The organism is Cellulomonas olei (assembly GCF_039548315.1).
Classification (GTDB): Bacteria; Actinomycetota; Actinomycetes; order Actinomycetales; family Cellulomonadaceae; genus Cellulomonas.
The window spans coordinates 188,993-213,644 of record NZ_JBCLVN010000004.1; the positions used below are offsets into that span (position 1 = coordinate 188,993).

General features: G+C 75.4%; 22 protein-coding genes. 18 read left to right on the forward strand and 4 right to left on the reverse strand.

What is annotated here, in order from left to right; all coding sequences use genetic code 11:
- Positions 1-8: 8 nt before the first annotated feature.
- Both AAHH18_RS02355 and AAHH18_RS02360 read right to left on the reverse strand, forming a co-directional pair.
- The gene (locus AAHH18_RS02355; RefSeq protein ID WP_343300414.1) at positions 9-1,853 is read right to left on the reverse strand and encodes a DUF349 domain-containing protein; all 1,845 of its coding nucleotides are present in this window, start codon (positions 1,851-1,853) and stop codon (positions 9-11) included.
- Positions 1,850-2,626, reverse strand: a complete 777-nt coding sequence (locus AAHH18_RS02360; protein WP_283320245.1) for a peptidylprolyl isomerase — start codon at positions 2,624-2,626, stop codon at positions 1,850-1,852. The genes AAHH18_RS02355 and AAHH18_RS02360 overlap by 4 nt, the downstream gene beginning before the upstream one ends.
- A 151-nt stretch (positions 2,627-2,777) precedes the next feature.
- Here AAHH18_RS02360 and AAHH18_RS02365 point away from each other — a divergent pair, with 151 nt between their 5' ends.
- Both AAHH18_RS02365 and hisS read left to right on the forward strand, forming a co-directional pair.
- Positions 2,778-3,479, forward strand: coding sequence for an MBL fold metallo-hydrolase (locus AAHH18_RS02365; protein ID WP_343300415.1), 702 nt, complete (start codon positions 2,778-2,780; stop codon positions 3,477-3,479).
- A gap of 5 nt (positions 3,480-3,484) precedes the next feature.
- The gene (gene hisS, locus AAHH18_RS02370) at positions 3,485-4,855 is read left to right on the forward strand and encodes a histidine--tRNA ligase (protein ID WP_343300416.1); all 1,371 of its coding nucleotides are present in this window, start codon (positions 3,485-3,487) and stop codon (positions 4,853-4,855) included.
- A gap of 56 nt (positions 4,856-4,911) precedes the next feature.
- Here the strand turns inward: hisS and AAHH18_RS02375 are convergent, their stop codons facing one another.
- Positions 4,912-5,436: a TspO/MBR family protein gene (locus tag AAHH18_RS02375; protein WP_343300417.1), complete on the reverse strand. Its 525-nt coding sequence runs from the start codon at positions 5,434-5,436 to the stop codon at positions 4,912-4,914.
- A 103-nt stretch (positions 5,437-5,539) separates the two neighbouring features.
- Here AAHH18_RS02375 and AAHH18_RS02380 point away from each other — a divergent pair, with 103 nt between their 5' ends.
- From AAHH18_RS02380 to AAHH18_RS02415, 8 genes are all read left to right on the forward strand, one after another.
- Positions 5,540-6,607 (forward strand): Rv2578c family radical SAM protein, encoded by a 1,068-nt coding sequence (locus AAHH18_RS02380; protein WP_343300418.1) that lies wholly within the window; start codon positions 5,540-5,542, stop codon positions 6,605-6,607.
- A gap of 159 nt (positions 6,608-6,766) precedes the next feature.
- Entirely contained in the window at positions 6,767-8,599 is a 1,833-nt protein-coding gene (gene aspS / locus AAHH18_RS02385) for an aspartate--tRNA ligase (protein WP_283320250.1), read from the forward strand.
- Positions 8,596-9,396 (forward strand): GNAT family N-acetyltransferase, encoded by an 801-nt coding sequence (locus AAHH18_RS02390; RefSeq protein ID WP_343300419.1) that lies wholly within the window; start codon positions 8,596-8,598, stop codon positions 9,394-9,396. The genes aspS and AAHH18_RS02390 overlap by 4 nt, the downstream gene beginning before the upstream one ends.
- Positions 9,397-9,761: 365 nt before the next feature.
- The gene (locus AAHH18_RS02395; protein ID WP_343300420.1) at positions 9,762-10,070 is read left to right on the forward strand and encodes a hypothetical protein; all 309 of its coding nucleotides are present in this window, start codon (positions 9,762-9,764) and stop codon (positions 10,068-10,070) included.
- Between the two features lie 89 nt (positions 10,071-10,159).
- A complete protein-coding gene (locus AAHH18_RS02400) occupies positions 10,160-10,741 on the forward strand; it encodes a hypothetical protein (protein WP_343300421.1) in 582 nt (193 codons plus the stop codon).
- Positions 10,742-10,770: 29 nt separating this feature from the next.
- Positions 10,771-11,748: a peptidoglycan-binding domain-containing protein gene (locus AAHH18_RS02405; protein WP_343300422.1), complete on the forward strand. Its 978-nt coding sequence runs from the start codon at positions 10,771-10,773 to the stop codon at positions 11,746-11,748.
- A gap of 44 nt (positions 11,749-11,792) precedes the next feature.
- Entirely contained in the window at positions 11,793-12,380 is a 588-nt protein-coding gene (locus tag AAHH18_RS02410) for an ABC transporter ATP-binding protein (RefSeq protein ID WP_283322041.1), read from the forward strand.
- Between the two features lie 5 nt (positions 12,381-12,385).
- Positions 12,386-13,492 (forward strand): hypothetical protein, encoded by a 1,107-nt coding sequence (locus AAHH18_RS02415; RefSeq protein ID WP_343300423.1) that lies wholly within the window; start codon positions 12,386-12,388, stop codon positions 13,490-13,492.
- Between the two features lie 40 nt (positions 13,493-13,532).
- On the opposite strand, the gene AAHH18_RS02420 is transcribed toward AAHH18_RS02415, so the two are convergent.
- Positions 13,533-15,782 (reverse strand): MMPL family transporter, encoded by a 2,250-nt coding sequence (locus AAHH18_RS02420; protein ID WP_459349066.1) that lies wholly within the window; start codon positions 15,780-15,782, stop codon positions 13,533-13,535.
- A gap of 104 nt (positions 15,783-15,886) precedes the next feature.
- Here AAHH18_RS02420 and AAHH18_RS02425 point away from each other — a divergent pair, with 104 nt between their 5' ends.
- The 8 genes from AAHH18_RS02425 (at position 15,887) to AAHH18_RS02460 (ending at position 24,648) form a co-directional block, all read left to right on the forward strand.
- Positions 15,887-17,320 carry a replication-associated recombination protein A gene (locus AAHH18_RS02425; RefSeq protein WP_283320257.1) on the forward strand — a complete coding sequence of 478 codons (1,434 nt, stop codon included), beginning with the start codon at positions 15,887-15,889 and terminating at the stop codon, positions 17,318-17,320.
- 210 nt (positions 17,321-17,530) lie between these two features.
- On the forward strand, positions 17,531-18,157 hold the full coding sequence (gene rpsD, locus AAHH18_RS02430) for a 30S ribosomal protein S4 (protein WP_222169464.1): 627 nt from the start codon (positions 17,531-17,533) through the stop codon (positions 18,155-18,157).
- A gap of 145 nt (positions 18,158-18,302) precedes the next feature.
- On the forward strand, positions 18,303-18,665 hold the full coding sequence (locus tag AAHH18_RS02435; protein WP_283320258.1) for a DUF948 domain-containing protein: 363 nt from the start codon (positions 18,303-18,305) through the stop codon (positions 18,663-18,665).
- Complete coding sequence (locus AAHH18_RS02440) at positions 18,662-19,144, forward strand: hypothetical protein (RefSeq protein ID WP_343300425.1); 483 nt, start codon at positions 18,662-18,664, stop codon at positions 19,142-19,144. Before AAHH18_RS02435 ends, AAHH18_RS02440 begins: the two co-directional genes overlap by 4 nt.
- A 119-nt stretch (positions 19,145-19,263) precedes the next feature.
- Entirely contained in the window at positions 19,264-21,960 is a 2,697-nt protein-coding gene (gene alaS, locus AAHH18_RS02445; RefSeq protein WP_343300426.1) for an alanine--tRNA ligase, read from the forward strand.
- A gap of 14 nt (positions 21,961-21,974) precedes the next feature.
- Positions 21,975-22,592 carry a Holliday junction resolvase RuvX gene (gene ruvX, locus AAHH18_RS02450; RefSeq protein ID WP_343300427.1) on the forward strand — a complete coding sequence of 206 codons (618 nt, stop codon included), beginning with the start codon at positions 21,975-21,977 and terminating at the stop codon, positions 22,590-22,592.
- The gene (gene mltG / locus AAHH18_RS02455; protein ID WP_343300428.1) at positions 22,589-23,752 is read left to right on the forward strand and encodes an endolytic transglycosylase MltG; all 1,164 of its coding nucleotides are present in this window, start codon (positions 22,589-22,591) and stop codon (positions 23,750-23,752) included. The genes ruvX and mltG overlap by 4 nt, the downstream gene beginning before the upstream one ends.
- A complete protein-coding gene (locus tag AAHH18_RS02460) occupies positions 23,749-24,648 on the forward strand; it encodes a shikimate dehydrogenase (RefSeq protein WP_343300429.1) in 900 nt (299 codons plus the stop codon). The genes mltG and AAHH18_RS02460 overlap by 4 nt, the downstream gene beginning before the upstream one ends.
- Positions 24,649-24,652: the final 4 nt, after the last annotated feature.

The following is a 24,652-nucleotide window of genomic DNA, read 5'->3' on the forward strand; positions in this document are numbered from 1 at the left end:
GACGGGCGTCAGCCCCGCGAGTCCTGCGCGGCCCGCTGCACCTGCTCCAGCCACGAGCGGCGGGCGTCGAGGGCGGCCTGCGCCTCGGCGACCTTGCGGCTGTCGCCACCCGCCTGCGCCTTCGCGAGGTCGGCCTCGAGCTGCGCGATCGCGTTCTCGAGCTGGGCGGCGGCACCCTCGGCGCGTGCACGCGTCTCCGGGTTGGTCCGGCGCCACTCGGCCTGGTCGGCGTCCCTGACGCGCGCCTCGACGGCACGCAGCCGGGCCTCGACGCGCTGGATGTCGGCGCGCGGGACCTTGCCGGCCGCCTCCCACCGGTCCTGGATCGAGCGCAGCGCGGCCTTCGCCTGGCCGAGGCCCTTCGCCGGGTCGATGGTCTCGGCCTCGACGAGCAGCGCCTCCTTGACCTCGAGGTTCGCGCGGAACTCCCGGTCCGTGGCGGCGTTCACCTCGTCGCGGGCGTGGAAGAACGCGTCCTGGGCCGCGCGGAACCGCGCCCACAGGGCGTCGTCGTCCGCACGGCTCGCCCGGCCGGACGCCTTCCAGCGCGCCATGAGGTCGCGGTACGCACCCGCGGTGGCGCCCCAGTCGGTGCTCGACGCGAGGCGCTCGGCCTCGCGCACGATCTCCTCCTTGGCGGCCTTCGCGCCGGCGTTCCGGGACTCCAGCTCGGCGAAGTAGTGCCGCCGCTCCCGGTCGAACGTCGTGCGCGCGTGGCTGAACCGCTTCCAGAGCGCCTCCTCGGACGTGCGGTCGATGCGCGGGCCGGAGCGCTGCGCGTCCTTCCACTCGTCCAGCAGGCCGCGGAGCTGCTCGCCGGCCGGGCGCCACTGCATCCGCGCGGGGTCGGTGGTGGCGATCTTCTCGGCGCGCTCGACGATCGCGGTCCGGGCGTCGAGCGCCGCCTGGCGGGCGGCGGCGCGCTCGGCCTCGACGGCGGCGCGGCGCTCGGCGGCGGCGGCACGCAAGCCGTCGAGCCGGGCGCGCAGGCCGTCGAGATCGCCGACGGCGGCGGGCTCGGCGGTCTCCTCGGTGAGCTTCGCCAGCGTCTGGTCGATCTCCTTGACCGCGAGGTCCGTGGCCGTCAGACGCGCCTCGAACAGCGCGACCTTGGCCTGCAGGTCCAGGAACCGGCGCACGTACAGCGCGAGCGCCTCGTCCGCGGACGCGCCGGGGAACTGACCCACGGCGCGCTCGCCGTCGCCCTCGCGCACGTACACGGTGCCGTCGTCGTCCACGCGCCCGAACTGCGTCGCGGCGGCGGCCTCGGCCGAGTCGTCCGGGACCGGCACCGGCACCACGGGCGCGGCGGCCGGAGCCGGGGTCGCACCCGCAGCCGGGCGCGGGCGCGGCTTGAAGGCGCTCGGGAGCGGCGGCCGCGGGGCGGGTCGCGGGGTGGGGGTGGCGGCGGCCGGGGCGGGCGCCTCGGCGGCCGGGGCGTCGGAGGGTTCGGCGTCCGGGGAGACCCCGGCGGTCCCGGGCTGAGCCGGGGGAGCGTCCGCGGCGGGCTCCTCCGGCGCGGGCTCCTCGGCCGTCGTCGCCTCGGTCTCGGTGGCCGCGTCGGTCTCGGTGGCCGCGTCGGGCTCGGCGGCTGCGACGGGCTCGGGTGCCGCGTCGGTCTCAGGGGCCGCGTCGGGCTCCGCTGCCGCGTCGGTCTCCGCTGCCGCGTCGGCGTCAGGGGCCGCGTCGGCGGGCGCGGTGGTGCCGTCGCCCACGCTGTCGTCCTCCGCCGGGGCGGCGGTCGCGGCCTCGGGGGCGGAGCCCGTCTCGGGCGTCTCGGCGGCGGGCGTCCCGGGGACGGCGACGTCGTCGCCGTCCTGCGAGTGCTGCTGCGCGTCGGGCGTCTCGGTCACTGGGTCTCCACTCCCTCGATGGTGACGGGGGTCGCCGGGGCGCCGTCCGAGGCACCTCCGGCCACACCCGCGTCAGCGACTGCCTGCACCACGTCGAGGCCCGACGTGATGCGGCCGAACACGGTGTATCCGCCTGCCTGGTCCGACGGGATCGTCGAGTCCTCGTAGACCAGGAAGAACTGGCTGCCCTGCGACTCCCCGTCGCCGGACTGCCGGGCCATCGCGATGGTGCCGGCGGGGTAGACGTCGTCGTCCGGGGCGTTCTCGATCGGCCCGAACGCGTAGCCCGGGCTGCCCGTCCCGGTGCCGGTCGGGTCGCCGCACTGCAGCACGTAGATGCCGCTCGTGGTGAGGCGGTGGCAGCCGGTGCCGTCGAAGTAGCCCTCCTGCGCGAGGGTCACGAAGTTCGCGACGGCCTGCGGCGCGGCCTGCCCGTCCAGCTCGATGCCGATGTCGCCCTGGTCGGTGCTGATCGTGCCCGTCCAGGCGCGGTCCTCCGCGGCCGAGGCGTCGGGGAGCACGCCGCCGTTGCCCGTGCGCGCGGCCGGGGTGGTCGTCTCCGCGGTGGGCGTGCCGGCGGCCTGCGCGGGGGCGTCGTCGCCGCCGGTCAGCGCCAGGGCGGCGCCGACGCCGAGGCCGAGCACCAGGACCCCGACCACGCCGCCCGCGACGACCTGCTGACGGCGCCGGTGGGCACGCTTCGTCGCCTGGCGCTGCTGCCACTTCTCGTAGCGGCGCCGCTCGTACTCGCGCTCGCGCTTGCTGGACGGCACGCACACTCCTCGTCGGTCGGTCGGCCGGGGCAGCGCCCCGCGCGCGGACGCAGGACGCCCGCGCCCGCCCGACAGTCTAGGCAGCCGCGGCTGCGGCCGAGTGCGCCCACCGGCCCGTGGCGGGGCGGTGCGGCGGCGCTAGCGTGACCCCGTGCGGATCTTCCCCCTGACGGCCCCGGTGTTCGCGGCCACCTGCTACGTCGTCGCGGCGGACGACGGGAGCTGCGTCGTGGTCGACCCGGGCGGTGGCGTGGCGGGTGCCGTGTCCCGCACGGTGGCCGAGCACGGCCTGCGCGTCGCGGGGGTGCTGGCGACGCACGGGCACGCCGACCACGTGTGGGACGCGGGTCGCGTCGCGGCCGCGGCGGGCGTCCCGCTGCGCCTGCACGCGCGGGACGCGTACCGGCTCGACGACCCGGTGGGCACGCTGGGCGAGGGGGCGGCCGGCGTCGCCGACGGCCTGCTCGCGGCGCTCTCCGCCGCGGGGGCGGACACCGCGTGGGCCCGTCCCGGGACCGAGCCGTTCGGCGACGGTGACGGTGCGCGCACGACGGACGAGGAGCTGGTCCTCGGTGGGGTGCGCCTGGTGGCGCGGCACGCCCCGGGCCACACCGAGGGGTCCACGCTGTACCTGCTGGAGGCCGCCGGGGAGCGGGTCGCGTTCACGGGGGACGTGCTGTTCGCCGGCACGGTCGGGCGCACGGACCTGCCGGGCGGAGACGCGGCGGCGATGGCCCTGACGCTGCGGGAGGTGGTCGCCGCGCTGCCGCCGCGCACGCACGTGCTGCCCGGCCACGGCCCCGCGAGCCGCGTGGACGTCGAGCTGGCGCACAACCCGTACCTGGCAGGATGACGCGCATGGCACGCCCCACCCCCCTGTCCGGCTTCCCCGAGTGGCTCCCCGACGGTCGCGTCGTCGAGCAGCACGTCCTCGACACCCTGCGGCGCACGTTCGAGCTGCACGGGTTCGCCGGGATCGAGACGCGGGCGGTCGAGCCCCTCGACCAGCTGCTGCGGAAGGGGGAGACCTCCAAGGAGGTCTACGTGCTGCGCCGGCTCCAGGAGGAGCCCGACGCGGCGGACGCCGACCGCGGCGGGCAGCTCGGCCTGCACTTCGACCTGACCGTGCCGTTCGCCCGCTACGTGCTGGAGAACGCCGGGCACCTCGCGTTCCCGTTCCAGCGCTACCAGATCCAGAAGGTCTGGCGCGGGGAGCGCCCGCAGGACGGCCGGTTCCGCGAGTTCGTGCAGGCGGACATCGACGTCGTCGGCGCGGGGGAGCTGCCCTACCACTACGAGGTCGACCTGCCGCTCGTCATGGCGGAGGCGCTCGGCGCGCTGCGCGAGATCGGCGTGCCGCCGGTGCGCATCCTCGTCAACAACCGCCGCGTCGCCGAGGGCTTCTACCGCGGGCTCGGCCTGACGGACGTCGACGCGGTGCTGCGCAGCATCGACAAGCTCGACAAGGTCGGGCCCGACGCCGTCGCCGGGCTGCTCGTCGCCGAGGCGGGCGCGACCGCGGACCAGGCCCGCGCGTGCCTCGAGCTCGCGGGCATCTCCGGCGGCGACGCCGGGGTGGTCGACCGGGTGCGGGAGCTCGCGGCACGGCACGGCGTGGAGTCCGAGCTCATGGAGCAGGGCCTGGCCGAGCTGCGTCAGCTCGTCGAGGCCGCCGCGGTCCGCGCGCCCGGCGTCGTCGTGGCCGACCTCAAGATCGCCCGCGGCCTGGACTACTACACCGGGTCCGTCTACGAGACGGTGCTAGTGGGGCACGAGCAGCTCGGGTCGATCTGCTCCGGCGGCCGGTACGACACGCTCGCGTCCGACGGCAAGCAGACCTACCCGGGCGTCGGCCTGTCGATCGGCGTGTCCCGGCTCGTGTCCCGCCTGCTGACCGGGGGGCTCGTGCGCGCCACGCGCGGCGTCCCGGCGGCCGTGCTCGTCGCGGTGACGTCCGAGGAGACGCGGTCGGCGTCCGACGCGGTCGCGACGGCGCTGCGGGCCCGGGGGATCCCGGTGGAGGTCGCGCCGACGGCCGCGAAGTTCGGCAAGCAGATCCGGCACGCCGACCGGCGCGGGATCCCGTTCGTGTGGTTCCCCGCGACCGAGGACGGCGCCGCGGACCAGGTCAAGGACATCCGGTCCGGGGAGCAGGTCGACGCCGACCCGGCGGTCTGGGCGCCCCCTGCTGACGACCTGCACCCGCGCGTCGTCCCCGCGGAGGGCTGAGGCCGGCGCGGTCACGGCCCGGGTCACGCGGTCCGGGCCGCCCCGGGCCCCGGTGCTCAGGCGAGCGCGAGCACGCCCGCGTTGAGCGTCGTCGCGTAGAGCACCCACGCCAGGTACGGGCCGAGCAGCCACGCCACGGCCGGGGAGAGCCGGTGGAACGCGACGACGGTCGCCACCAGCGCGACCTCCAGCGCCAGGATGATCGCGAGCCCCGCGCCGAGGTGCTGCGCCCCGAAGAACACCGGCGTCCACGCGGCGTTGAGCGCGAGCTGCACGCCGTACAGCACGAGGGCGGTGCGGGCGGCGTGCGCGCCGTGGCGGCGCCAGAGCAGCCACGCCGCGACGGCCATGAGCACGTACAGGACCGTCCAGACCGGCCCGAAGACCCAGTCCGGCGGGGTCCACGCCGGCTTGTCGGCCGCGGCGTACCAGCCGTCCACCGCGGAGGTCGACGCGAGGCCGCCGCCCCACGCGACGGCGGCGTTCACCGCCAGCAGCGCGACGAGCACGGGCCAGCCGCGGGAGGCGGGCGCCTCGTCCCGGCCGGTGGTGGCGGGGATGTCGGGGTGCGTCGAGGTCATGCCTCCACGGTCCGTGCGCGCGGTCGCCAGGGCAACCGGACGGCCCCGCTCACGACGTGGCGCGGGGCTTGCCAGCGAGTCGAACACGTGTTCGAATCGTGGGGTGCGGTGGGACGGGCAGAAGATCACGACGGAGGCGGACGGGACGCTGCCCGGGCTCGCGCTGGCGGGTCACCAGCGGTCGGTGCGCACGCCCGAGTTCGCGGGCGTGACGTTCCACGAGGTGCACGCGAAGTCGGCGCTCAACAAGGTGCCGGAGTCGTCCGCGATGCCCTTCCGGTGGACCGTCAACCCCATGCGGGGCTGCCTGCACGCCTGCACCTACTGCTTCGCGCGTCCCACGCACGAGTACCTCGGGCTGGACGCCGGGGCGGACTTCGAGACCCAGATCGTGGTGAAGACCAACGTGGTCGACGTGCTGACCGCGGAGCTGCGGCGGCCGTCGTGGCGGAACGAGCACGTGGCGCTCGGCACGAACACCGACCCCTACCAGCGGGCCGAGGGCCGCTACGCCCTCATGCCGGGCATCATCGAGGCGCTGGCGCGCTCGGGGACGCCGCTGTCGCTGCTGACCAAGGGGACGCTGCTGCGTCGTGACCTCCCGCTGCTCGCCTCCGCGCAGGCGGAGGTCGGCGTGAGCGTGGCCGTGTCCCTGGCGGTGGGGGACGAGGGCCTGCAGCAGGCGCTCGAGCCGGGCACCCCCACGCCCCGGGCCCGGCTGGCGCTCGTCCGCGCGGTGCGGGACGCCGGGCTGGAGTGCGGCGTGCTGGTCGCCCCCGTGCTGCCGTGGCTGACCGACTCGACCGAGCACCTCGACGCCCTGCTGGGCGACCTGGCCGAGGCCGGCACCTCCTGGGTGACCGTCATCCCGTTGCACCTGCGCGGGCCCGTGCGGCCCCTGGTGCTCGGGTGGCTGCGCGAGCACCGGCCCGAGCTGGTGCCCCGCTACCAGCGGCTGTACGGCCGCGGCGCGTACGTGCCGGACGAGTACCGCCGCTGGCTGCGCGACCGGGTGCGCCCGCTGCGGCGCCGGCACGGGCTGCCCGGCCCCGGGGAGGCGGCGGGGGAGCCGTCGCCCTGGCGCGCGCGGCCGGCCGAGAGCCCCGAGGCGGTGATGGCGGCGATGGCACCCGGCGGTGCGACGGGCGCGGTGCAGCCCGCGCTCTTCTGAGCCCGGCCGTGGCCCGGGTGGGCCGGGCGCGGCCGGGTGCGCCGGGGCGGGTGGTGTCGGCACCGGCGGTGGACGGCGGGCGTCCGGGGGGCGTGCGCCTCCGGCAGTAGACTCGCCGGGCTGCTGCGTGCAGCGACCCACCACCTGAGAGGACTTGTCGTGCTGCGCACCCACACCGCCGGCTCGCTGCGGGCCGAGCACATCGGCACCACCGTCACCCTGACCGGGTGGGTGGACCGCCGCCGTGATCACGGTGGGGTCGCGTTCGTGGACCTGCGCGACGCGTCGGGCATCGCCCAGGTCGTCATCCGCGACGAGGCCGTCGCGCACGGGCTGCGCTCGGAGTACGTCCTGCAGGTCACCGGAGAGGTCGGCCGCCGCCCGGAGGGCAACGAAAACGCCCACCTGGCCACCGGTGAGGTCGAGGTCGTCGCCGCGCAGGTCGTCGTCCTCAACGAGTCCGCGCCGCTGCCGTTCCAGGTGTCGTCGTCCCTCGACGAGCCGGTGGGCGAGGAGGCGCGCCTGCGCTACCGCTACCTCGACCTGCGCCGGCCGGAGCCGGCCCGGGCGATGCGGCTGCGCGCGAAGGCCAACCAGGCCGCCCGCCGCGTCCTGGACGCCCACGACTTCGTCGAGGTCGAGACCCCCACGCTGACGCGGTCGACGCCGGAGGGCGCCCGCGACTTCGTCGTGCCCGCCCGCCTGGCGCCGGGCTCCTGGTACGCCCTCCCGCAGTCGCCGCAGCTGTTCAAGCAGCTCCTCATGGTCGGCGGGCTGGAGCGGTACTACCAGCTCGCGCGCTGCTACCGCGACGAGGACTTCCGCGCCGACCGGCAGCCGGAGTTCACGCAGCTCGACGTCGAGATGTCGTTCGTCGACCAGGAGGACGTGATCGCGCTCGGCGAGCAGATCCTCGTCGCGCTGTGGGACCTCATCGGCTACCGGATCCCGACGCCGATCGCCCGCATGACCTACGCGGAGGCGATGGCGCGGTACGGCACCGACAAGCCGGACCTGCGGTTCGGGCTCGAGCTGGTGGAGCTGACCGGGTTCTTCGCCGACACCCCGTTCCGGGTGTTCCAGGCCCCGTACGTCGGCGCCGTCGTCCAGCCCGGCGGTGCGTCGACGCCGCGCCGCGGGTTCGACGCCTGGCAGGAGTGGGCGAAGCAGCGCGGGGCGAAGGGCCTGGCGTACGTCACGGTGGCCGAGGACGGCACGCTCGCCGGGCCGGTCGCCAAGAACATCTCCGAGGCGGAGCGCGCCGGGCTCGTCGAGGCCGTCGGGGCGCAGCCGGGCGACGCGGTGTTCTTCGCCGCCGGCCGCCCCTCGGAGGCCCGCGCGCTGCTCGGTGCGGCACGCCTCGAGATCGGCCGCCGCGGCGGGCTGGTCGACGAGTCGCAGTGGTCGTTCGTGTGGGTCGTGGACGCCCCGCTGTTCAAGCCGACCGGCGAGGACGACGACGTGGCGGTCGGCGAAGGTGCCTGGACGGCGGTGCACCACGCGTTCACGTCGCCGACGCCCGAGTGGATCGACCGCTTCGAGGAGGACCCGGGCCAGGCGCTCGCCTACGCCTACGACATCGTCTGCAACGGCAACGAGATCGGTGGCGGCTCGATCCGTATCCACCGCCGCGACGTCCAGGAGCGCGTGTTCGCGGTCATGGGCATCGGCGAGGAGGAGGCGCGCGAGAAGTTCGGCTGGCTGCTGGACGCGTTCCAGTTCGGTGCCCCGCCGCACGGCGGGATCGCGCTCGGCTGGGACCGGGTGGTCGCGCTGCTCACGGGTGCGGAGTCGATCCGCGACGTCATCGCGTTCCCGAAGTCGGGCGGCGGCTACGACCCGCTGACCGGGGCGCCCGCGCCGATCACGGAGCAGCAGCGCAAGGAGGCGGGGGTCGACGCCCGCCCGAAGCGGCCCGCCGCCGCGCAGCAGGGTGCCGACGCGGAGGCCGGCGCGCAGGACGGGGCCGCCGCGGCGACCGCCTCGGCGTGACGGCGGACGTCGGGGCCCCTGCGACGCTCCCGGCGCCTTGGGCCGACGACCCGTTCCTGCTCGACGACCGACCCCTGTGGTCGCCCGCGCGCGTGGTCGCGCGTGACGGCGCGCTGCTCCTCGTGCAGCGCGCCGTCGCGGCGTCCGGCGCACCGGGGACGCGCACGAGCCTGATCGTGCTCGGGCCGGCCGGCCCGGCGTCGGACCTGCTGCGCGACCACGATGACGCCACGCACGCCGTCGCGTGGGTCGACACGGCGGCGCTCGGGATGCTGCGACCCGCCGAGGTGGCCCGGCTCGGCCTGCTCCCCGCACGCACGGGCTGGGAGTGGATGGTCACGGAGCAGGCGCCCCCGGCCGTCACCGGGGAGGTGGCGGTGCGCGAGCTCGACCCCGTCGCCGACGCGGACGCGATCCGCGCGTGCCTCGCGGCCGCGAACCCGACCACGGACGCTGACCCGGCGGGCCCGGGCGAACGGTGGTGGGGGAGCGGTGCCCCCGACGGCACGCTGGCGGGCGTCATCGGGTCCGGACCGCGCGCGGGTCGCGGTGGCCGGCGCGCCGGTGAGCCCGGATCCGCCGGGTCCGCCCACCTGCACGGCCTGGGTGTCCGCCCCGGCGACCGCGGGCGCGGCCTCGGTGCTGCCCTGACCGCCGCCGCGACGCGCGCGCTGCTCGCCGACGGCGCGGACTGGGTGTCCCTGGGTATGTGGGACGACAACGACGGCGCCCGGCGCATCTACCACCGCCTCGGCCTGCGTACGGTCCACCGCATGACCACCCTCCGCCACCCCTGACCCCTCACCTCCCCGCGCGCACCCCGCCCCGCCGCGACCGTTCGGAGCCTCCGAAGCGCCATCGTGGTGACCCCCGGACCACCTCGATGGCACGTGGGAGCCTCCGACGGGTGCCGGCGGGCGGGGGGTGGGTGCAGCGGACCAGTCAGGGCCGGGATCGGGTCCGCTCCACTCAGTCGTCGCCCACCGCCGAGGCGAACCGGCACCCAGTAGTGGGGCGACAGCACTCAGTCGGCACTCAATGAGGTCGGGATCGTCCGGATGGGTGCTCGCATCCGGGAGAGGCTTCCGGGGTGCGCCGCTCGATGCGCGTTCCACGAGGACGGCGGGGTCCCCTCGGCGTCCACCTCGACTCGGAGGCTCTCATGCGCACCACGGTTCGTGCCCTGCCGGCCGCTGTTCTCGCGGCCGGTCTCGTCGTGCTCAGCAGCCCGGCGGCGTCAGCGGCGAGCTCGGCCTGGACGAAGGTGGGCTCGTGCACCCTCCACACCGTCCGCGACGTGAGCGTCGCGGTCATCTCGAGCTCATCGAAGGTCACCGCCGACGACGGTGATGCGTCCGGCTCTGTCGGACTGTCGGCCAAGACCGCCACGACGACATCGTCCGCCGTGTTCGCGGCGACGTCGATCACCATCACCGGCAGGTCCATGACGCACTACAAGGTGTGGCACTGAGCCCGCCGGCCGGTGGCACGTCCCGCCGGCCGGCGTCGCGTGCCCGCGCGCACGTGGCGGCGTCGGAGGGGGCGACCCGGGGCCGGCTCGTGGCTGTCCTGGTCGGTCTTCTCGTGGCGACCGGCGCCTGCGCCCCCACCGAGGCCGAAGGTCCTGACGGCTCGGTCGTCTTCGCACAGGTTCTCGCACAGGCGGAGGCATCGACGTCCGCGTCGGACGCCCAGATCTCGGCTCTACGCGAGGGCGCGGAGACCGGGCGGATCTCCCTGGAGGTGGTCCGCGAGGCCGCGAGGCGCGCCGTCGCGTGTCTCGCGGAGCTCGGGCTGGATGCGGAGTACGACGAGCGGTCGCTCGCCTACGGGCTCGTGGTCCCGGGATACGTCGTCAGGCACGCGCCGGGTGCCGACGTCGACCGGGACGTCGCGACGTGTGATGAGCGTGAGTTCGGCTTGGTCAACGAGCTCTACCAGGTGCAGCCGTCTTCGGTCGAGGCGTCCGAGCGGTACCTCGAGCAGCAGGCGCCCGTGATCCGGGCCTGCCTCGACCGGAACGACGTGCGGACCGGGCGGGATCCGTCCGGTCCCGACCTCGCGAGGGCGGCTTCCGAGGCGCTCCAGGCATCGGACGGCCGGATCGACTGCCTGGCCGAGGCCGGTGTCGACGCGTGGTGAGGAACGGGTCGCGTCTCCGCGTCGTCGCGGTGGCTCTCGTCCTCGCTGCGCCGCTCGTGATCGGTGGTGGGCTCGCGCTCCTCGCGCTGGCTCGCTCGCCGCTGCAGTCGGACGTGCCCGCCGCGCCGCTCGTCGGCCAGGTGCAGCCGGTGGCGCGTCCGGCGTCCGAGACCGTCACGGCGACGTGGGTCGCGCCCGTGGAGCGGGTCGTCGCCGCGCAGTCGGAGGGAACGGTGACAGGCTTGGCGATCGAGCCCGGCCGGCCGATCGCGGCCGGTGACGTGGTGGTGCGCGTCGACGGGCTTCCCGTGATCGCGTTCGCTGCCCCGGCACCGCTCTATCGGGACGTCGTCGAGGGGATGGAGGGCGACGACGTGCGGTCGGTGCAGGCGGTCCTCGTGGACCGCGGGCTGCTCGACCGGGTGGATGGGCTGGCAGGCCCGGCGACGGCCGACGCGATCGAGCGCTGGAACGCGTCGTACGGTCTGCCCCACGGGCGCACGTTCGCGCGGTCCTCCGTCATCTGGATCCCGGAGGGCGCGACCGTGCCCGTGGACGTCTCGATCGAGGTCGGCGACCTGCTGCAGCCTCCGACGCCGATCTACCGGGCTGTCCTGGACCCGGAGCGGGTCGACGTCGACATCGAGGGGGATCCGGCCCGACGGACGGTCTCGCTCGCAGACGCGACCGTCCCCCTGCCTCCCGGGCAGTCCGCGATCTCGGCCCCGGAGGACGTCGCAGCGATCCGCGTCGTGATGGCAGATCAGGACACGGCTGCTGTGGTGGTGACGACAGCCGGGTCACACGAGGTCGGCGGGGTCCCCGCCTCGGCCGTCCTCACGGACGACGCCGGCAACGCGTGCGTGCTCACCGACCTCGACGGCGGGTCGGTGCGCATCGACCCCCTGGGCGGGTCGCTCGGCATGGTGGAGGTGGATGCCCGGCTGATCGGGACCCCGCTCGTCATCAACCCTCGTGAGGCGGGTGTGGGGGAGACGTGCGGCTGACCGTCGACGGACTCCGCTACACCCCTCCCGGGGCCGCGTGGCCGGTGCTGGCAGGGACCACGTGCAGCCTCGAGGACGGCGAGACGTTGGCAGTCGTCGGACCGTCCGGGTCGGGGAAGACCACCTTCGTGTCCATCCTGGGTGGGTTGCTCGCGCCAGCAGGGGGCACTGTCGCGTGGCGGGACAGCGGCGGTGTCCGGGACCCGCGCGAGGTCACGACGTGGGTGCTGCAGACGGTCTCGTTGCTCCCGGAGCGGTCCGTGCTCGACAACGTGATGCTCGGCGCCTTCCTGGACGGGGCAGGGCGCGCGGAGGCCCGCGGCCTCGCCGGGGAGGCGCTCGACTCGATGGGGCTCGCGAACCGCGCCGACGACCGCGCGTCGGTGCTGTCGGGTGGCGAGGCCCAGAGGGTGGCCATCGCGAGGGCGTTGGCCTCGGCAAGGCCGGTGCTGCTGGCGGACGAGCCGACGGGTCAGCTCGACTCGAGGACGACCGACCTGGTGCTCGACGCCATGTTCGCCGTGGCGGCACGCACGATCGTCCTCGTGACGCACGACGAGCGGGCGGCTCGCCGCTGCGACCGGGTGCTCCGGCTGGACGGTCGCCGGCCGTCGCCGCCGCCGGCATCATGACGGACGTGCGACGACGCCAGGTCTGGCCGTCGGCCCTGGCGTTCGCGGAAGGGGCGGAGAACGCCAGGTCCGGTCGGTGGGCCTCGGTCGTCGTTGCGCTCGCGGTCGCCGGCGTCCTCGGGGCCGCGGCGTTGTCGAACGTCCTCGACGTCGGGCGCCTGGTGCGCGCCGAGGCGGAGTGGGCGGCCGCCGGGGCGTTCGTCCTCGTGGCTGAGCCCGGCCGAGCGGAGGGCGGGACGATCGACGCGCCACGGTGCGACCGGTTGTCCGCCCTGGAGGGGGTCGACGGTGCCTTCGCGGTATCAGGTGTCCGGGGGGCGCTGGGTCTCGCGGCCGAGCCGGGCATCAGGGCCACGCAGATCATCGTGTCACCGGGGATCTTCGACTTCCTCGACCTCGCCCCGGTCGCGGGACACGGGGCCCTGGCGACGGACGAGGTGCTCATCCCCCTGGGGCTGGGCGACGGCGACGAGGTGGTGCTCGTGGAGGAGCCGTCGGAGTACCGCGGCGTCGCGGTGGGGACCCGCCGGGTGGACTCCGCCGTGCTCGGCCGTGACCTCGACGGCGCGTGGATCGTCGCCGATCCCACGGAGCGCGACGCCACGCAGTGCTACGTCCGCAGCGACGCCGGCCACGTCGAGGCCGTCGCGGGCTACCTCCCGCTCGCGCTGGGTTCCGAGGCGAGCGGCCCGGTCGTCGTGCGACCGCGACTGCAGGAGAGCGCGCACGGCCTGGGCTTCGCGGGCTCGTACGCGACCAGGGAGCTCGGGACGGCGTGGCTCGGCGCGGCCGTGGTCCTCGGCGGGATGGTGGCGCTCGTCCGGTGGACGCGGCGCGCGCGGCTGGCTGTGTACGTGACGTACGGCGTCCACCGGCGTGCTCTCGTCGTGCTCCAGCTCTCGGAGTGGCTCGTGCTCTCGGTCCCCGCGGCGGTGTGGGCCTGGGGCGTGGTGACCTGCGTCGGAATCGCGCTCGGCACGGACGTCGCCGTCGTGGCAGCCCAGGGTGCCGGTCACATGGTGGCCGGCTGGGCGTGCGCCACCCTCCTCGTCCTGGCGATCTCGCTGATCCCGGTCCGATCCCTCGTCGAGACGCTGAAGGACCGCTCGTAGCCGGTCGCCGCGCGCAGGTGTCGCGGGCCTGCCCCGGGTGTCAGTGCGTGATCGGCAGGCGGGCGTGGAGGCGGCGCAGGGGGGCCGGGGCCCACCAGTTCAGGTCGCCGAGGACCGTCATCGTGGCCGGGACGAGCAGCAGCCGCACCAGCGTCGCGTCGATCAGCACGGCCACCGCCAGCGAGAAGCCGACCTCCTTGATGACCAGCAGCTCGCCGGCGACGAACCCGGCGAACACGGCCACGATGATCGCCGCGGCGGACGTGATGACCCGCCCGGACCGCTGCAGGCCGAGGCGGACGGACTCGTCGTTGCTCGCGCCGGCGTCGTGCAGCTCCTTGATGCGCGAGAGCAGGAACACCTCGTAGTCCATCGCGAGGCCGAACGCGAAGGCGATGACGAGCGCGAGGACGTACGTCTCGATGCCGCCGGTGGACTCGAAGCCCAGCAGGCCGGACAGGTGCCCGTCCTGGAACACCCAGACCAGCACGCCGAGCGACGCGCACAGCGACACGGCGTTGGTGAGCAGCGCCTTGACCGGCACGAGCAGCGATCCGGTCATGAGGAACAGCAGGACCAGCGTCGCGAGCGCCACCACCCCGAGCGCCCAGGGGGCGCGGTCGAACAGGGCGTCGGTGAAGTCGATCTGGTTGGCCGCCTGCCCGCCGACCCACGCGTCGAACGGCAGGTCGAGGTCGCGCAGCCCGTGCACGACCTCCTGGGCGACGGCGCCGCCGGGGTCGGTGCTGTCGGGGCGCACCCCGATGACGACGACCGAGTCGCGCACCGCGGGCGGGTCGACGGAGGCGACGCCGTCGAGCGCCTCGATCTCCGGGACGGCCGCGGCGGCGTCGGCCTCGCCGGTCTGCGCGACCAGCACCACGGACGGCGAGGACGACGCCGGGTACTGCTCCGCGAGCACGCGCACGAACTCGCGCTGGGGGCTGGACATCGGCAGCAGCTGCGTCGTGGAGTTGCGGAGCTCGACGTGCAGCAGCGGGGACGCGAGCACGAGCAGCACGGCCAGCGAGCCGCCCATCACCCACCAGGGTCGGCGCTGCACGCGCCCGGCGAGGCGGGAGAACGTCCCCTCCTCGGACGCGACGTCGGCGGTGCGGGCCAGGACGCTCCGCACGCCCGGCACCCGGGCGAGCACGCTCGGGCGGGCGAGGCGGCGCCCCGCGAGCACGAGGAGCGCGGGCACCAGGGTGAGGGCGGTGGCGACCGCGAACACGATCACGGCCACGGACCCGGCGCCGAACGCCCGCAGGATGTCCTGCCGGAACACCAGGAGCCCCGCGATCGACACCCCGACGGTCAGCGCGGAGAACGCGACCGTGCGCCCGGCGGTGCCCATCGTCGTGACCAGGGCGGTGACGACGGCCCCGTCCCCGCGTCGGCGGCGCGCGGAGCGTCCCTCGTCGTCGCCGAGCGCCCGGCCCAGCTCCTCGCGGAACCGGGACACGATGAGCAGGCCGTAGTCGATCGAGAGGCCGAGCCCGAGCACGGTGACCACGTTGACGACCGACGACTCGAGGTCGTCCATCAGGTACGACAGGCCGACGAGCGCACCCAGGCCGCCCGCGATGGACGCGACGGCGCCGACGATCGGCATGGCGGCGGCGAGGAACCCGCCGAACACCAGCACCATGATCAGCAGCGCCACCGGCAGCGCGATCGCCTCGCCCGTGGTGAGGTCCCGCTCGACCTGGTCGGTGATGGCCGAGACGATCAGGGAGGTCCCGCCGACCAGGCCGGTGGCGCCGGGGGCGACGTCGTCGAGCGCGGCCGGCACCTCGCGCAGCCGCTCCTCGACGTCGTGCAGGGCCGCGTCCTGGGTGTCGCCCGCCAGGCCGGGGTCGAGCTCGACGACCACGAGGAACCCGTCCCCGTCGGTGGCCAGCAGAGGCGCGGCCGCGGGGTTCTCGACCCCGTCCGGCAGCACGAACGGGTCGATGACCGAGACCACGCCCGGTACGTCCGCGACCTCGGCGCGCGCGGGCTCCAGGGCGTCCGCGAGGCCCTCCGTCGCGGGGTCCACCCCCTGCACGACGAGCGTCAGCGACGCGCCGGAGGTGTCCGACTCCGCGAGGAGCTCGGTCGCCCGGGCGCTGTCGGAGCCCGGAACCACCGGCTCGCCGGTCGTGAGCCGGTCGAAGAGGTTCTGGCCCCCGACGCCGACCAGCGCCAGCAGCGCGCAGGCGACGGCGACGACCGCCCAGGCGGCGAGCGTCAGGCGGGGGTGGCGGGCGACGGTGCGCCCCAGGCTCTCGAACACGCAGGTCAGCATCGCAGGCCGGACGGTGCTCGCGCATCACGGGTGGCGGCGGGGTCGCCGGGTGCGCGCGGGAGCCGCGGTGCCCGGTTGTGGGCGCGGCTGCGTAGGCTCGCCGCATGGACCTGTTCGACGCGGTGACCTCCACCGCGCAGGGCACCCCCGCGCCGTCCGCGGGGGCGCCGCTCGCCGTGCGGATGCGGCCGAGCAGCCTGGCGGAGGTCGCCGGGCAGGAGCACCTGCTGGTGCCCGGGTCGCCCCTGCGGCGCCTCGTCGAGGGCGGTGCGGGCGACGCGTCGCGGCGGGCGGCGCCGTCGTCGGTCGTGCTCTGGGGGCCGCCGGGGACGGGCAAGACGACGCTCGCGTACCTGGTGGCCACGACGTCGGGCCGGCGGTTCGTGGAGCTGTCGGCCGTCACGGCGGGCGTCAAGGACGTCCGGCAGGTGGTCGACGACGCGCGACGCCGCCTGGCCGCGGACGGCTCCGAGACGGTGCTGTTCATCGACGAGGTGCACCGCTTCACGAAGGCGCAGCAGGACGCGCTGCTGCCGAGCGTCGAGAACCGCTGGGTGACGCTCGTCGCGGCGACGACCGAGAACCCCAGCTTCTCCGTGAACTCGCCGTTGCTGTCGCGCTCCCTGCTGCTCACGCTGAAGCCGCTCGGCACCGAGGACGTGCGGGCGCTGGTGCGCCGGGCGGTCGTCGACGAGCGCGGGCTCGGCGGCGCCGTGCGGCTCGAGGAGGAGGCCGAGGAGCACCTGCTGCGGCTCGCGGGCGGCGACGCGCGCAAGGCCCTGACCGTCCTCGAGGCCGCCGCGGGTGCGGCGCTGGCCGACCGGGACGCGCGCGCGGCCGACCCGGACGCCGACCACGACGGCGAGGACGCGGACGCGCCGGCGGTCGTCGACCTGGCCACGGTCGAGCGTGCGATCGACGTCGCCGCCGTGCGCTACGACCGGGACGGCGACCAGCACTACGACGTCATCAGCGCGTTCATCAAGTCGGTGCGCGGCTCCGACGTCGACGCGGCCCTGCACTACCTCGCGCGGATGATCGCCGCGGGGGAGGACCCGCGGTTCATCGCGCGGCGGGTCGTCATCTCCGCCGCCGAGGACGTCGGCATGGCCGACCCGAGCGCCCTGCAGACCGCCGTCGCCGCCGCGCAGGCCGTGGCGCTGATCGGCATGCCCGAGGCGCGGATCATCCTCGCCGAGGCGGTCGTGCACCTGGCGACCGCACCGAAGTCGAACGCGGCCTACACCGGCATCGACGCGGCCCTGGCGGACGTGCGGGCCGGACGGGTCGGGTCCGTGCCCCCGCACCTGCGCGACGCGCACTACGCCGGAGCCCAGGCGCTCGGCCACGGGAAGGGCTACCTGTACGCCCACGACCACCCGCACGGCATCGCGGCGCAGCAGTACCTGCCGGACGACCTGGTCGGCACGCGCTACTACGCGCCGACGGACAACGGCTACGAGCGGCAGGTGGGCGAGCGGCTCGGGCGGATCCGGGCGGTGCTCGACCAGGCGCCCGCGCCGGAGGGCCACGGCTGACCCCGGCGCGGCGAGGCGCGGCGCGCGACGGTTAGGCGCTGGGCTCCCGACCCGGTAGAGTCGACCGGTCGTCCGGGTTGACCGGACGCGCCTGGGGCCCTAGCCAGCCACCGCCGCTCCCGAGCGGTTCGGCACGAAGGTCGGCCCCACGCCCGCCGCGGAACCTCCCGCGTCCGGGTGTGCCGTGAATCGAACGACAGGAAGAACACCGTGAGCAACGTGACCCGTTCGCGCCGCCAGGTGCGCCTCTCGCGCGCCCTGGGCCTCGCGCTGACGCCGAAGGCCGTCAAGCACTTCGAGAAGCGCCCCTACCCGCCCGGTGAGCACGGCCGCGCCCGCCGCCGCACCGAGTCGGACTACGCCGTGCGTCTGCGCGAGAAGCAGCGTCTGCGCGCCCAGTACGCGCTGCGCGAGAAGCAGCTCGCCCGCGCCTACGAGGCCGCCCGCAAGGCCCCGGGCCTGACCGGTGAGGCGCTCGTCGAGGACCTCGAGACCCGCCTGGACGCGCTGGTGCTCCGCGCCGGCTTCGCCCGCACCATCCTGCAGGCCCGCCAGGTCGTCGTGCACCGCCACGTGCTGGTCGACGGCAAGATCGTGGACCGCCCGTCGTTCCGCGTGAAGGAGGGCCAGACCCTCCAGATCAAGCCGAAGTCGCAGACGACGGTCCCGTTCCAGGTGGCCGCCGCCGGTGCGCACCGCGACGTGCTGCCGGCCGTCCCGGGCTACCTGGACGTGCAGCTCGAGAAGCTCTCGGCCGTGCTGACCCGCCGCCCGAAGCGCGCCGAGGTGCCGATCACGTGCGAGGTCCAGCTGGTCGTCGAGTACTACGCCCGCTGACGCAGCCGCGACACCGACCGCGACGCCCCGCACCGCCCGACAGGGACCGTGTGCGGGGCGTCGCGGCCGTCCCGGGCCGCCGCGTCGCTCCCGGTAGGGTTCCGGTGACGCCGCACGGCGACGACACGACGCAGAAGGGCTGGCCATGCTGGGAGACATCGCGGGGCTGATCGCGGCCATCGCCTTCGTGCTGCTGGTCGGCGCGCTCGCCGTGCCGCTGGTGAAGCTCGGCCGGGTGCTGGACGAGACCCGCACGTCCGTCCGGGAGATCACCGAGCACACCGTGCCGATCCTCGACGAGGCGGCGACGACCGTGTCGGCGACCAACACCCAGCTCGAGCGCGTGGACGCGATCACGACCTCCGCGGCGCAGGTCACGCAGAACGTCTCGGCGCTCACCTCGCTGTTCGCCGCGACCGTCGGCGGGCCGATGATCAAGGTCGCGGCCTTCAGCTACGGCGTCCGGCGCGCCCTGTCGGGGCTCGGCAAGGGCCGGTCGGCGCGATGAGACGGCTGTTCTGGGTCGGCGTCGGGGCGGCCGTGGCCGTCGCCGGTGCGCGCCGCCTGGGGCTGCTCGACACCCCGGGGGCCGCGCGCGGGGCGACCCCCGCCGCGGACGGCTCCCTGGGGGCCGCCGCCCTGGCGGCCCAGGCCGCGCGCACCGCCTTCCGGGCCGGGGCGACCACCGCCGGCGCGGTCCGCTCGCTCGCGGACGCCCGGCGGGAGCTGCGGGCCGGCATGGCGGAGCGCGAGGCGCAGCTGCGGCACGACCTCGTCGGCGACGTGGACGTGGACGCCCTGCGGGCCGAGCGCGACGCGCGGCGCGCGACCACGCCGGACGACGGCGGTGCCGTGCCGCCGGCCTGGCACCACGACCCCGAGGCCCGGTCGGCCGCCCGCGAGGCCCGGGCCCGCCGCGGCTGGGCCGACGAGCCCACCGAGGACCCGGAGGACGAGGACGGCGACGTGCCGTACTCGTTCTACTGACGACGGCCCGCAGCCGCCTAGGCTGCTCCCCGGCCGGACGGGAACACCCCGGGCCGGCGCGACGCTGAGCACGACAGCGGCGGGACGCGGTCCCGCCCACCGACACTGCAGAGGACACCATGCGCACCGCCGAGATCCGCCAGCGTTGGCTCGACTTCTTCGAGGCCCGCGGTCACGCCGTGGTGCCCTCGGCCCCGCTGATCTCGCCCGACCCGTCGACGCTGTTCGTGATCGCGGGCATGGTGCCGTTCATCCCCTACATGCTCGGCGAGCAGACGGCCCCGTGGCCGCGTGCGACCAGCGTGCAGAAGTGCGTGCGGACCCTCGACATCGAGGAGGTCGGCAAGACCACCCGCCACGGCACGTTCTTCCAGATGAACGGCAACTTCTCCTTCGGCGACTACTTCAAGGAGGGGGCGATCACCTTCGCGTGGGAGCTGATCACCACCCGCCAGGACCAGGGCGGCTACGGCTTCGACCCCGAGACGATCTGGGTCACGGTCTACGAGACCGACGACGAGGCGGCGGAGCTCTGGAAGAAGATCGCCGGCCTGCCGGACGAGCGCATCCAGCGTCGCGGCATGAAGGACAACTACTGGTCGACCGGCGCGCGCGGCCCGGCGGGCCCGTGCTCGGAGATCTACGTCGACCGCGGCCCGGCGTACGGGCGCGAGGGCGGGCCGGTCGCGGACGAGGACCGGTACATCGAGATCTGGAACCTCGTCTTCATGCAGTACGAGCGGGGCGACGGGGGCGGCAAGGAGAACTTCCCGATCCTCGGCGAGCTCAAGCAGAAGAACATCGACACCGGCATGGGCCTGGAGCGCGTCGCGTTCCTGCTGCAGGGCGTCGACAACATGTACGAGATCGACGAGGTCTTCCCGGTCATCGAGGCCGCGCAGCAGCTGTCCGGCCGCCGCTACGGCGCCGACCACGAGGACGACGTGCGGATGCGCGTCGTCGCGGACCACGTGCGCTCGGGCCTCATGCTCATGGGCGACGGCGTCGTGCCGTCCAACGAGGGCCGCGGCTACGTGCTGCGCCGCCTGCTGCGCCGCGCGGTGCGGGCGATGCGCCTGCTCGGAGTCGACACGCCGGCGCTGCCGACGCTGCTGCCGGTCTCGCGCGACGCGATGTCCCCGTCGTACCCGGAGCTGGCGCGCGACTTCGACCGCATCGCCCGGGTCGCGTACGCGGAGGAGGAGGCGTTCCTGCGCACGCTGGTGTCCGGCACCTCGATCCTCGACCAGGCCGTCTCCGAGGCGAGGACCGCGGGCACGTCCGGCACCGCGCCGCTGCTGTCGGGCGAGAAGGCGTTCCAGCTGCACGACACCTACGGCTTCCCGATCGACCTCACCCTCGAGATGGCGGCCGAGCAGGGCGTCTCCGTCGACGAGAAGGCCTTCCGGACGCTCATGCAGGCGCAGCGCGACCGCGCCCGGGCGGACGCCCTGGCCAAGCGCGCGGGCCGCACGGACACCGCGGCGTACCAGGACCTGCACGCGACGCTCAGCGGCTCCGGCGGCAAGCCCGTCGAGTTCGTCGGCTACGACCGCACCACGTCCCGCTCGCGCGTCGTGGGCCTGCTGGTCGACGGCGTGCCCGCCCCGGCGGCGACCGCGCCCGCGGACGTCGAGGTCGTCCTGGACGTCACGCCGTTCTACGCCGAGATGGGCGGCCAGCTCGCCGACCACGGCACGATCGTGCTCGACGGCGGCGCGACGATCGAGGTCGACGACGTGCAGGCGCCGGTCAAGGGGCTGCCGGTCCACCGCGGCCGCCTCGTCGAGGGCACCGTCACGCTGGACGAGCCGGGTGTCGCGGCGATCGACACGGAGCGCCGGATCGCGATAAGCCGCGCGCACACCGCGACGCACATGGTCCACAAGGCGATCCAGGAGGCGCTCGGCCCGAGCGCGACCCAGGCGGGCTCGGAGAACGCCCCGAGCCGCGTGCGGTTCGACTTCCGCTCCGGCCAGGCCGTCCCGCAGGGCGTGCTGTCCGAGGTCGAGGGCCGGGTCAACACCCGGCTGCAGGAGGACCTCGAGGTCACCGACGCGGTCATGCCGATCGCGGAGGCGCGGGCGCTCGGCGCCATGGCGCTGTTCGGCGAGAAGTACGGCGACCAGGTGCGCGTCGTGTCCATCGGCGGCGACTGGTCGCGCGAGCTCTGCGGCGGTACCCACGTGCGCCGCTCGGGCGAGCTCGGCCTCGTGACGCTGCTCGGCGAGTCGTCCATCGGCTCCGGCGTGCGGCGCGTCGACGCCCTCGTCGGTGACGGGGCGTACGGCTTCCACGCCAAGGAGCGCGCGCTGGTGGGGCAGCTCTCGGGCCTGCTCGGGGCGCGCCCCGACGAGCTCGCGGACCGCGTGTCCTCGCTGCTCACGCGGCTCAAGGAGTCGGAGAAGCAGCTCGCGTCCGCGCGCGCCGCGCAGGTCCTCGCGGCGGCGGGCGGTCTCGCCGCGTCCGCCGAGGAGGTGGCGGGCGTGCGTGTCGTGACGCACGACGCCGGCGAGGCCACGGCCGACGACCTGCGCACGCTGGTGCTCGACGTCCGGAACCGGCTCGGCGAGTCCTCGCCGGCGGTCGTCGCCGTCGGCGGCGTCGCGAAGGGCCGGCCCGTCGTGGTCGTCGCCACGAACGCGGGCGCACGCGAGAAGGGCGTGCGGGCCGGTGCGCTCGTGCGGACCGCCTCCGGGCTGCTGGGCGGCGGGGGCGGCGGCAAGGACGACCTCGCGCAGGGCGGCGGCACCGACGCGGCCCGTCTGCCGGAGGCCCTCGCCGGGGTGCGCGACGCGATCCGGGCGGGCGCCTGAGCGGGGCGGCCGGCGTGCACGGCTCGGGCCGCGCGCCGGGGGACGAGGGCGTCCCGGACGCCGACACGGTGGTCCGGGGCGCCCGGCTGGCCGTCGACGTGGGCTCCGTGCGGGTCGGCCTCGCGGCCAGCGACCCGGACGGCCTGGTCGCCACGCCGGTCGCCACGCTGGCGCGGGACACGCGCCGTCCCGCACCCGGTGACCTGCCCCTCGACGTCGCGCAGGTCGCCGCGGAAGTGGCGGAGCGGTCCGCCGCCGCGGTCTACGTGGGCCTCCCGCGGCACCTGTCCGGTCAGGAGGGCGCTGCGGCCGAGGCCGCGCGCGCGTACGCTGTGACGCTGGCGACGGCTGTCGCGCCGGTCCCGGTGCGGCTCGTCGACGAGCGGATGAGCACCGTGAGCGCCCACCAGGCGCTCCACGCGTCCGGCCGGTCGGGTCGTCGTCATCGAGCGGTGGTCGACCAGGCGGCCGCTGTGGTCATCCTGCAGACCGCGTTGGATGCGGAGCGTTCCTCGGGCCGCCGGCCCGGCGAGCGGGTCACGACGATCCGCCCGCAGGACGCCCCGGGTCCGCGCCAGGGGGGTCTGGGGGACGCAGGTCACGCAGGACACACCGAAGGGACAGCCGAGTGAGCGACCTCTTCCTCGGGGCTCCGGAGCAGGAGCACGGCGAGGCACCCCAGCCCTCGCGGCGCTCGCGCCGGGACACGAAGGAGCAGCAGGTCCGGCAGCGCAAGACGCGCCGCCGGCGCTCCGTCGTCGTCCTCGTGCTCGCCCTGGCCCTCGTCGGCGGCGCCGCGTTCGTGGTCTGGAGCGTGGTCGGCGGGCTGTTCTCCGGCGACGACGCCGAGCAGACCGTCCAGGACTACCCGGGTCCCGGCAGCGGCGAGGTCCAGGTGACCGTCGCGTCCGGGGACACCGGCGGTGCGATCGGGCAGACCCTGGCCGAGGCGGGCGTGGTCGCGACCGCGCGGGCGTTCTCGGACGCGTACGCGACGAACCCGAACGCGCAGTCGATCCAGCCCGGCACGTACGCGCTGCAGCTCGAGATGAAGGCGAGCGACGCCGTCAACGCGCTGCTCGACGCGGAGAACCGCGTGTCGAACCGCGTGACGATCCCCGAGGGCTACACCGCGAAGCAGATCTACCAGCGCGTGTACGAGATCGCGACGATCCCCGTGGAGGACCTGGAGGCCGCCGCGGCCGACACCGCCGCGATCGGGCTGCCGGCCGAGGCGAACGGCAACGTCGAGGGCTGGCTGTTCCCCGCGACCTACGAGATCGAGCCCGGCACGAGCGCCACCGAGGTGCTGTCGCAGATGGTCGCGCGCACCGTCGCGGTGCTCACCGAGAAGCAGGTCCCGCAGGACCAGTGGGAGACGGTGCTGAACAAGGCGTCGATCGTGGAGCGCGAGGGCAAGCTCGACGAGGACCGGCCGAAGATGGCCCGCGCGATCCAGAACCGGCTGGACATCGAGATGCCGCTCCAGATCGACGCGATCGTGGCGTACGGGCTCGGCAAGTCCGGCGCGGACCTCACGTACGCCGACACGCGCGACGCCCAGCCGCCGTACAACCCGTACAACTCGTACAAGGTCTACGGGCTGCCGCCGACGCCGATCGCCTCGCCCGGCGAGGCGTCCATCGACGCGGTGCTGCACCCCGCCGACGGTCCGTGGCTCTACTGGGCGACGGTGAACCTGGACACGGGCGAGACCAAGTTCTCGGAGACGTTCGCGGAGCACCAGACCTACGTGGACGAGCTGCGGGAGTGGCAGGCCGCGAACCAGTGACAGCCGTCCCCCGCCGGGCGGCCGTGCTGGGCCACCCGGTCGCGCACTCCCTGTCGCCCCGGCTGCACCGTGCCGCGTACGCGGCGCTCGGCCTGGACGGCTGGCGGTACGACGCGGTCGACGTCACGGAGGACGCCCTGCCCGGCTTCGTCGCGGCGCTCGACGACAGCTGGGCGGGGCTCAGCGTGACGATGCCGCTCAAGCAGGCCGTCATGCCGCTGCTCGACCACGTCGAGCCGCTCGCGGGCGTGGTCGGGGCCGTCAACACCGTGCTCGTGCAGCCCGGGGGCCGGCGCCCGGTGCTCACGGGCGCCAATACGGACGTGCACGGCATCGTCGCGGCGCTCACCGAGGGGCTCGCCGCGCGCGGGCAGGCGGCGGCCCCGCCCGCCGGGGGACGCACTGCCGTCGTCCTGGGGGCCGGCGCCACCGCCGCGTCGACGCTGGCCGCCCTCGCGGAGCTGGGCTGCACCACGCCGGTCGTGCTCGTGCGCTCGATCGGGCGCACCGGCGGGCTCGCGCGGGCCGCGCACCGGATGGGCGTCGAGCCGGTGCTCCGGCCCCTCACGGAGGCGGTGGGCGCCCTGGCGCGGGCCGACCTCGTGGTGTCGACGCTCCCGCCGCACGCCGCGGACGGTCTGGCGGCGGAGCTCGCGGGCGCCGGTGCGGGCGCCGGAGCCGGCGCAGTGCCCGGCGTGCTGCTCGACGTCGCGTACGACCCGCTCCGCACCGCCCTGGCGGACGCGTGGGAGACCCGGGGCGGCGTCGCCGTGCCGGGGGAGCGGATGCTGCTGCACCAGGCCGTCGAGCAGGTGCGCCTCATGACGGGACGCCCCGGGCCGCTCGACGCGATGGCAGCCGCGCTCGGCGAGGCCCTCGAGGCGCCCGCGGGCTGACCGG

Excerpts from the sequence above, each read along its gene's own strand:
- AAHH18_RS02395 (WP_343300420.1), top strand. The coding sequence starts at position 9,762 with ATGCGCACCACGGTTCGTGCCCTGCCGGCCGCTGTTCTCGCGGCCGGT.
- AAHH18_RS02420 (WP_459349066.1), bottom strand. The coding sequence starts at position 15,782 with ATGCTGACCTGCGTGTTCGAGAGCCTGGGGCGCACCGTCGCCCGCCAC.
- hisS (WP_343300416.1), top strand. The coding sequence starts at position 3,485 with ATGGCACGCCCCACCCCCCTGTCCGGCTTCCCCGAGTGGCTCCCCGAC.
- AAHH18_RS02435 (WP_283320258.1), top strand. The coding sequence starts at position 18,303 with ATGCTGGGAGACATCGCGGGGCTGATCGCGGCCATCGCCTTCGTGCTG.
- alaS (WP_343300426.1), top strand. The coding sequence starts at position 19,264 with ATGCGCACCGCCGAGATCCGCCAGCGTTGGCTCGACTTCTTCGAGGCC.
- AAHH18_RS02440 (WP_343300425.1), top strand. The coding sequence starts at position 18,662 with ATGAGACGGCTGTTCTGGGTCGGCGTCGGGGCGGCCGTGGCCGTCGCC.
- AAHH18_RS02375 (WP_343300417.1), bottom strand. The coding sequence starts at position 5,436 with ATGACCTCGACGCACCCCGACATCCCCGCCACCACCGGCCGGGACGAG.
- AAHH18_RS02425 (WP_283320257.1), top strand. The coding sequence starts at position 15,887 with ATGGACCTGTTCGACGCGGTGACCTCCACCGCGCAGGGCACCCCCGCG.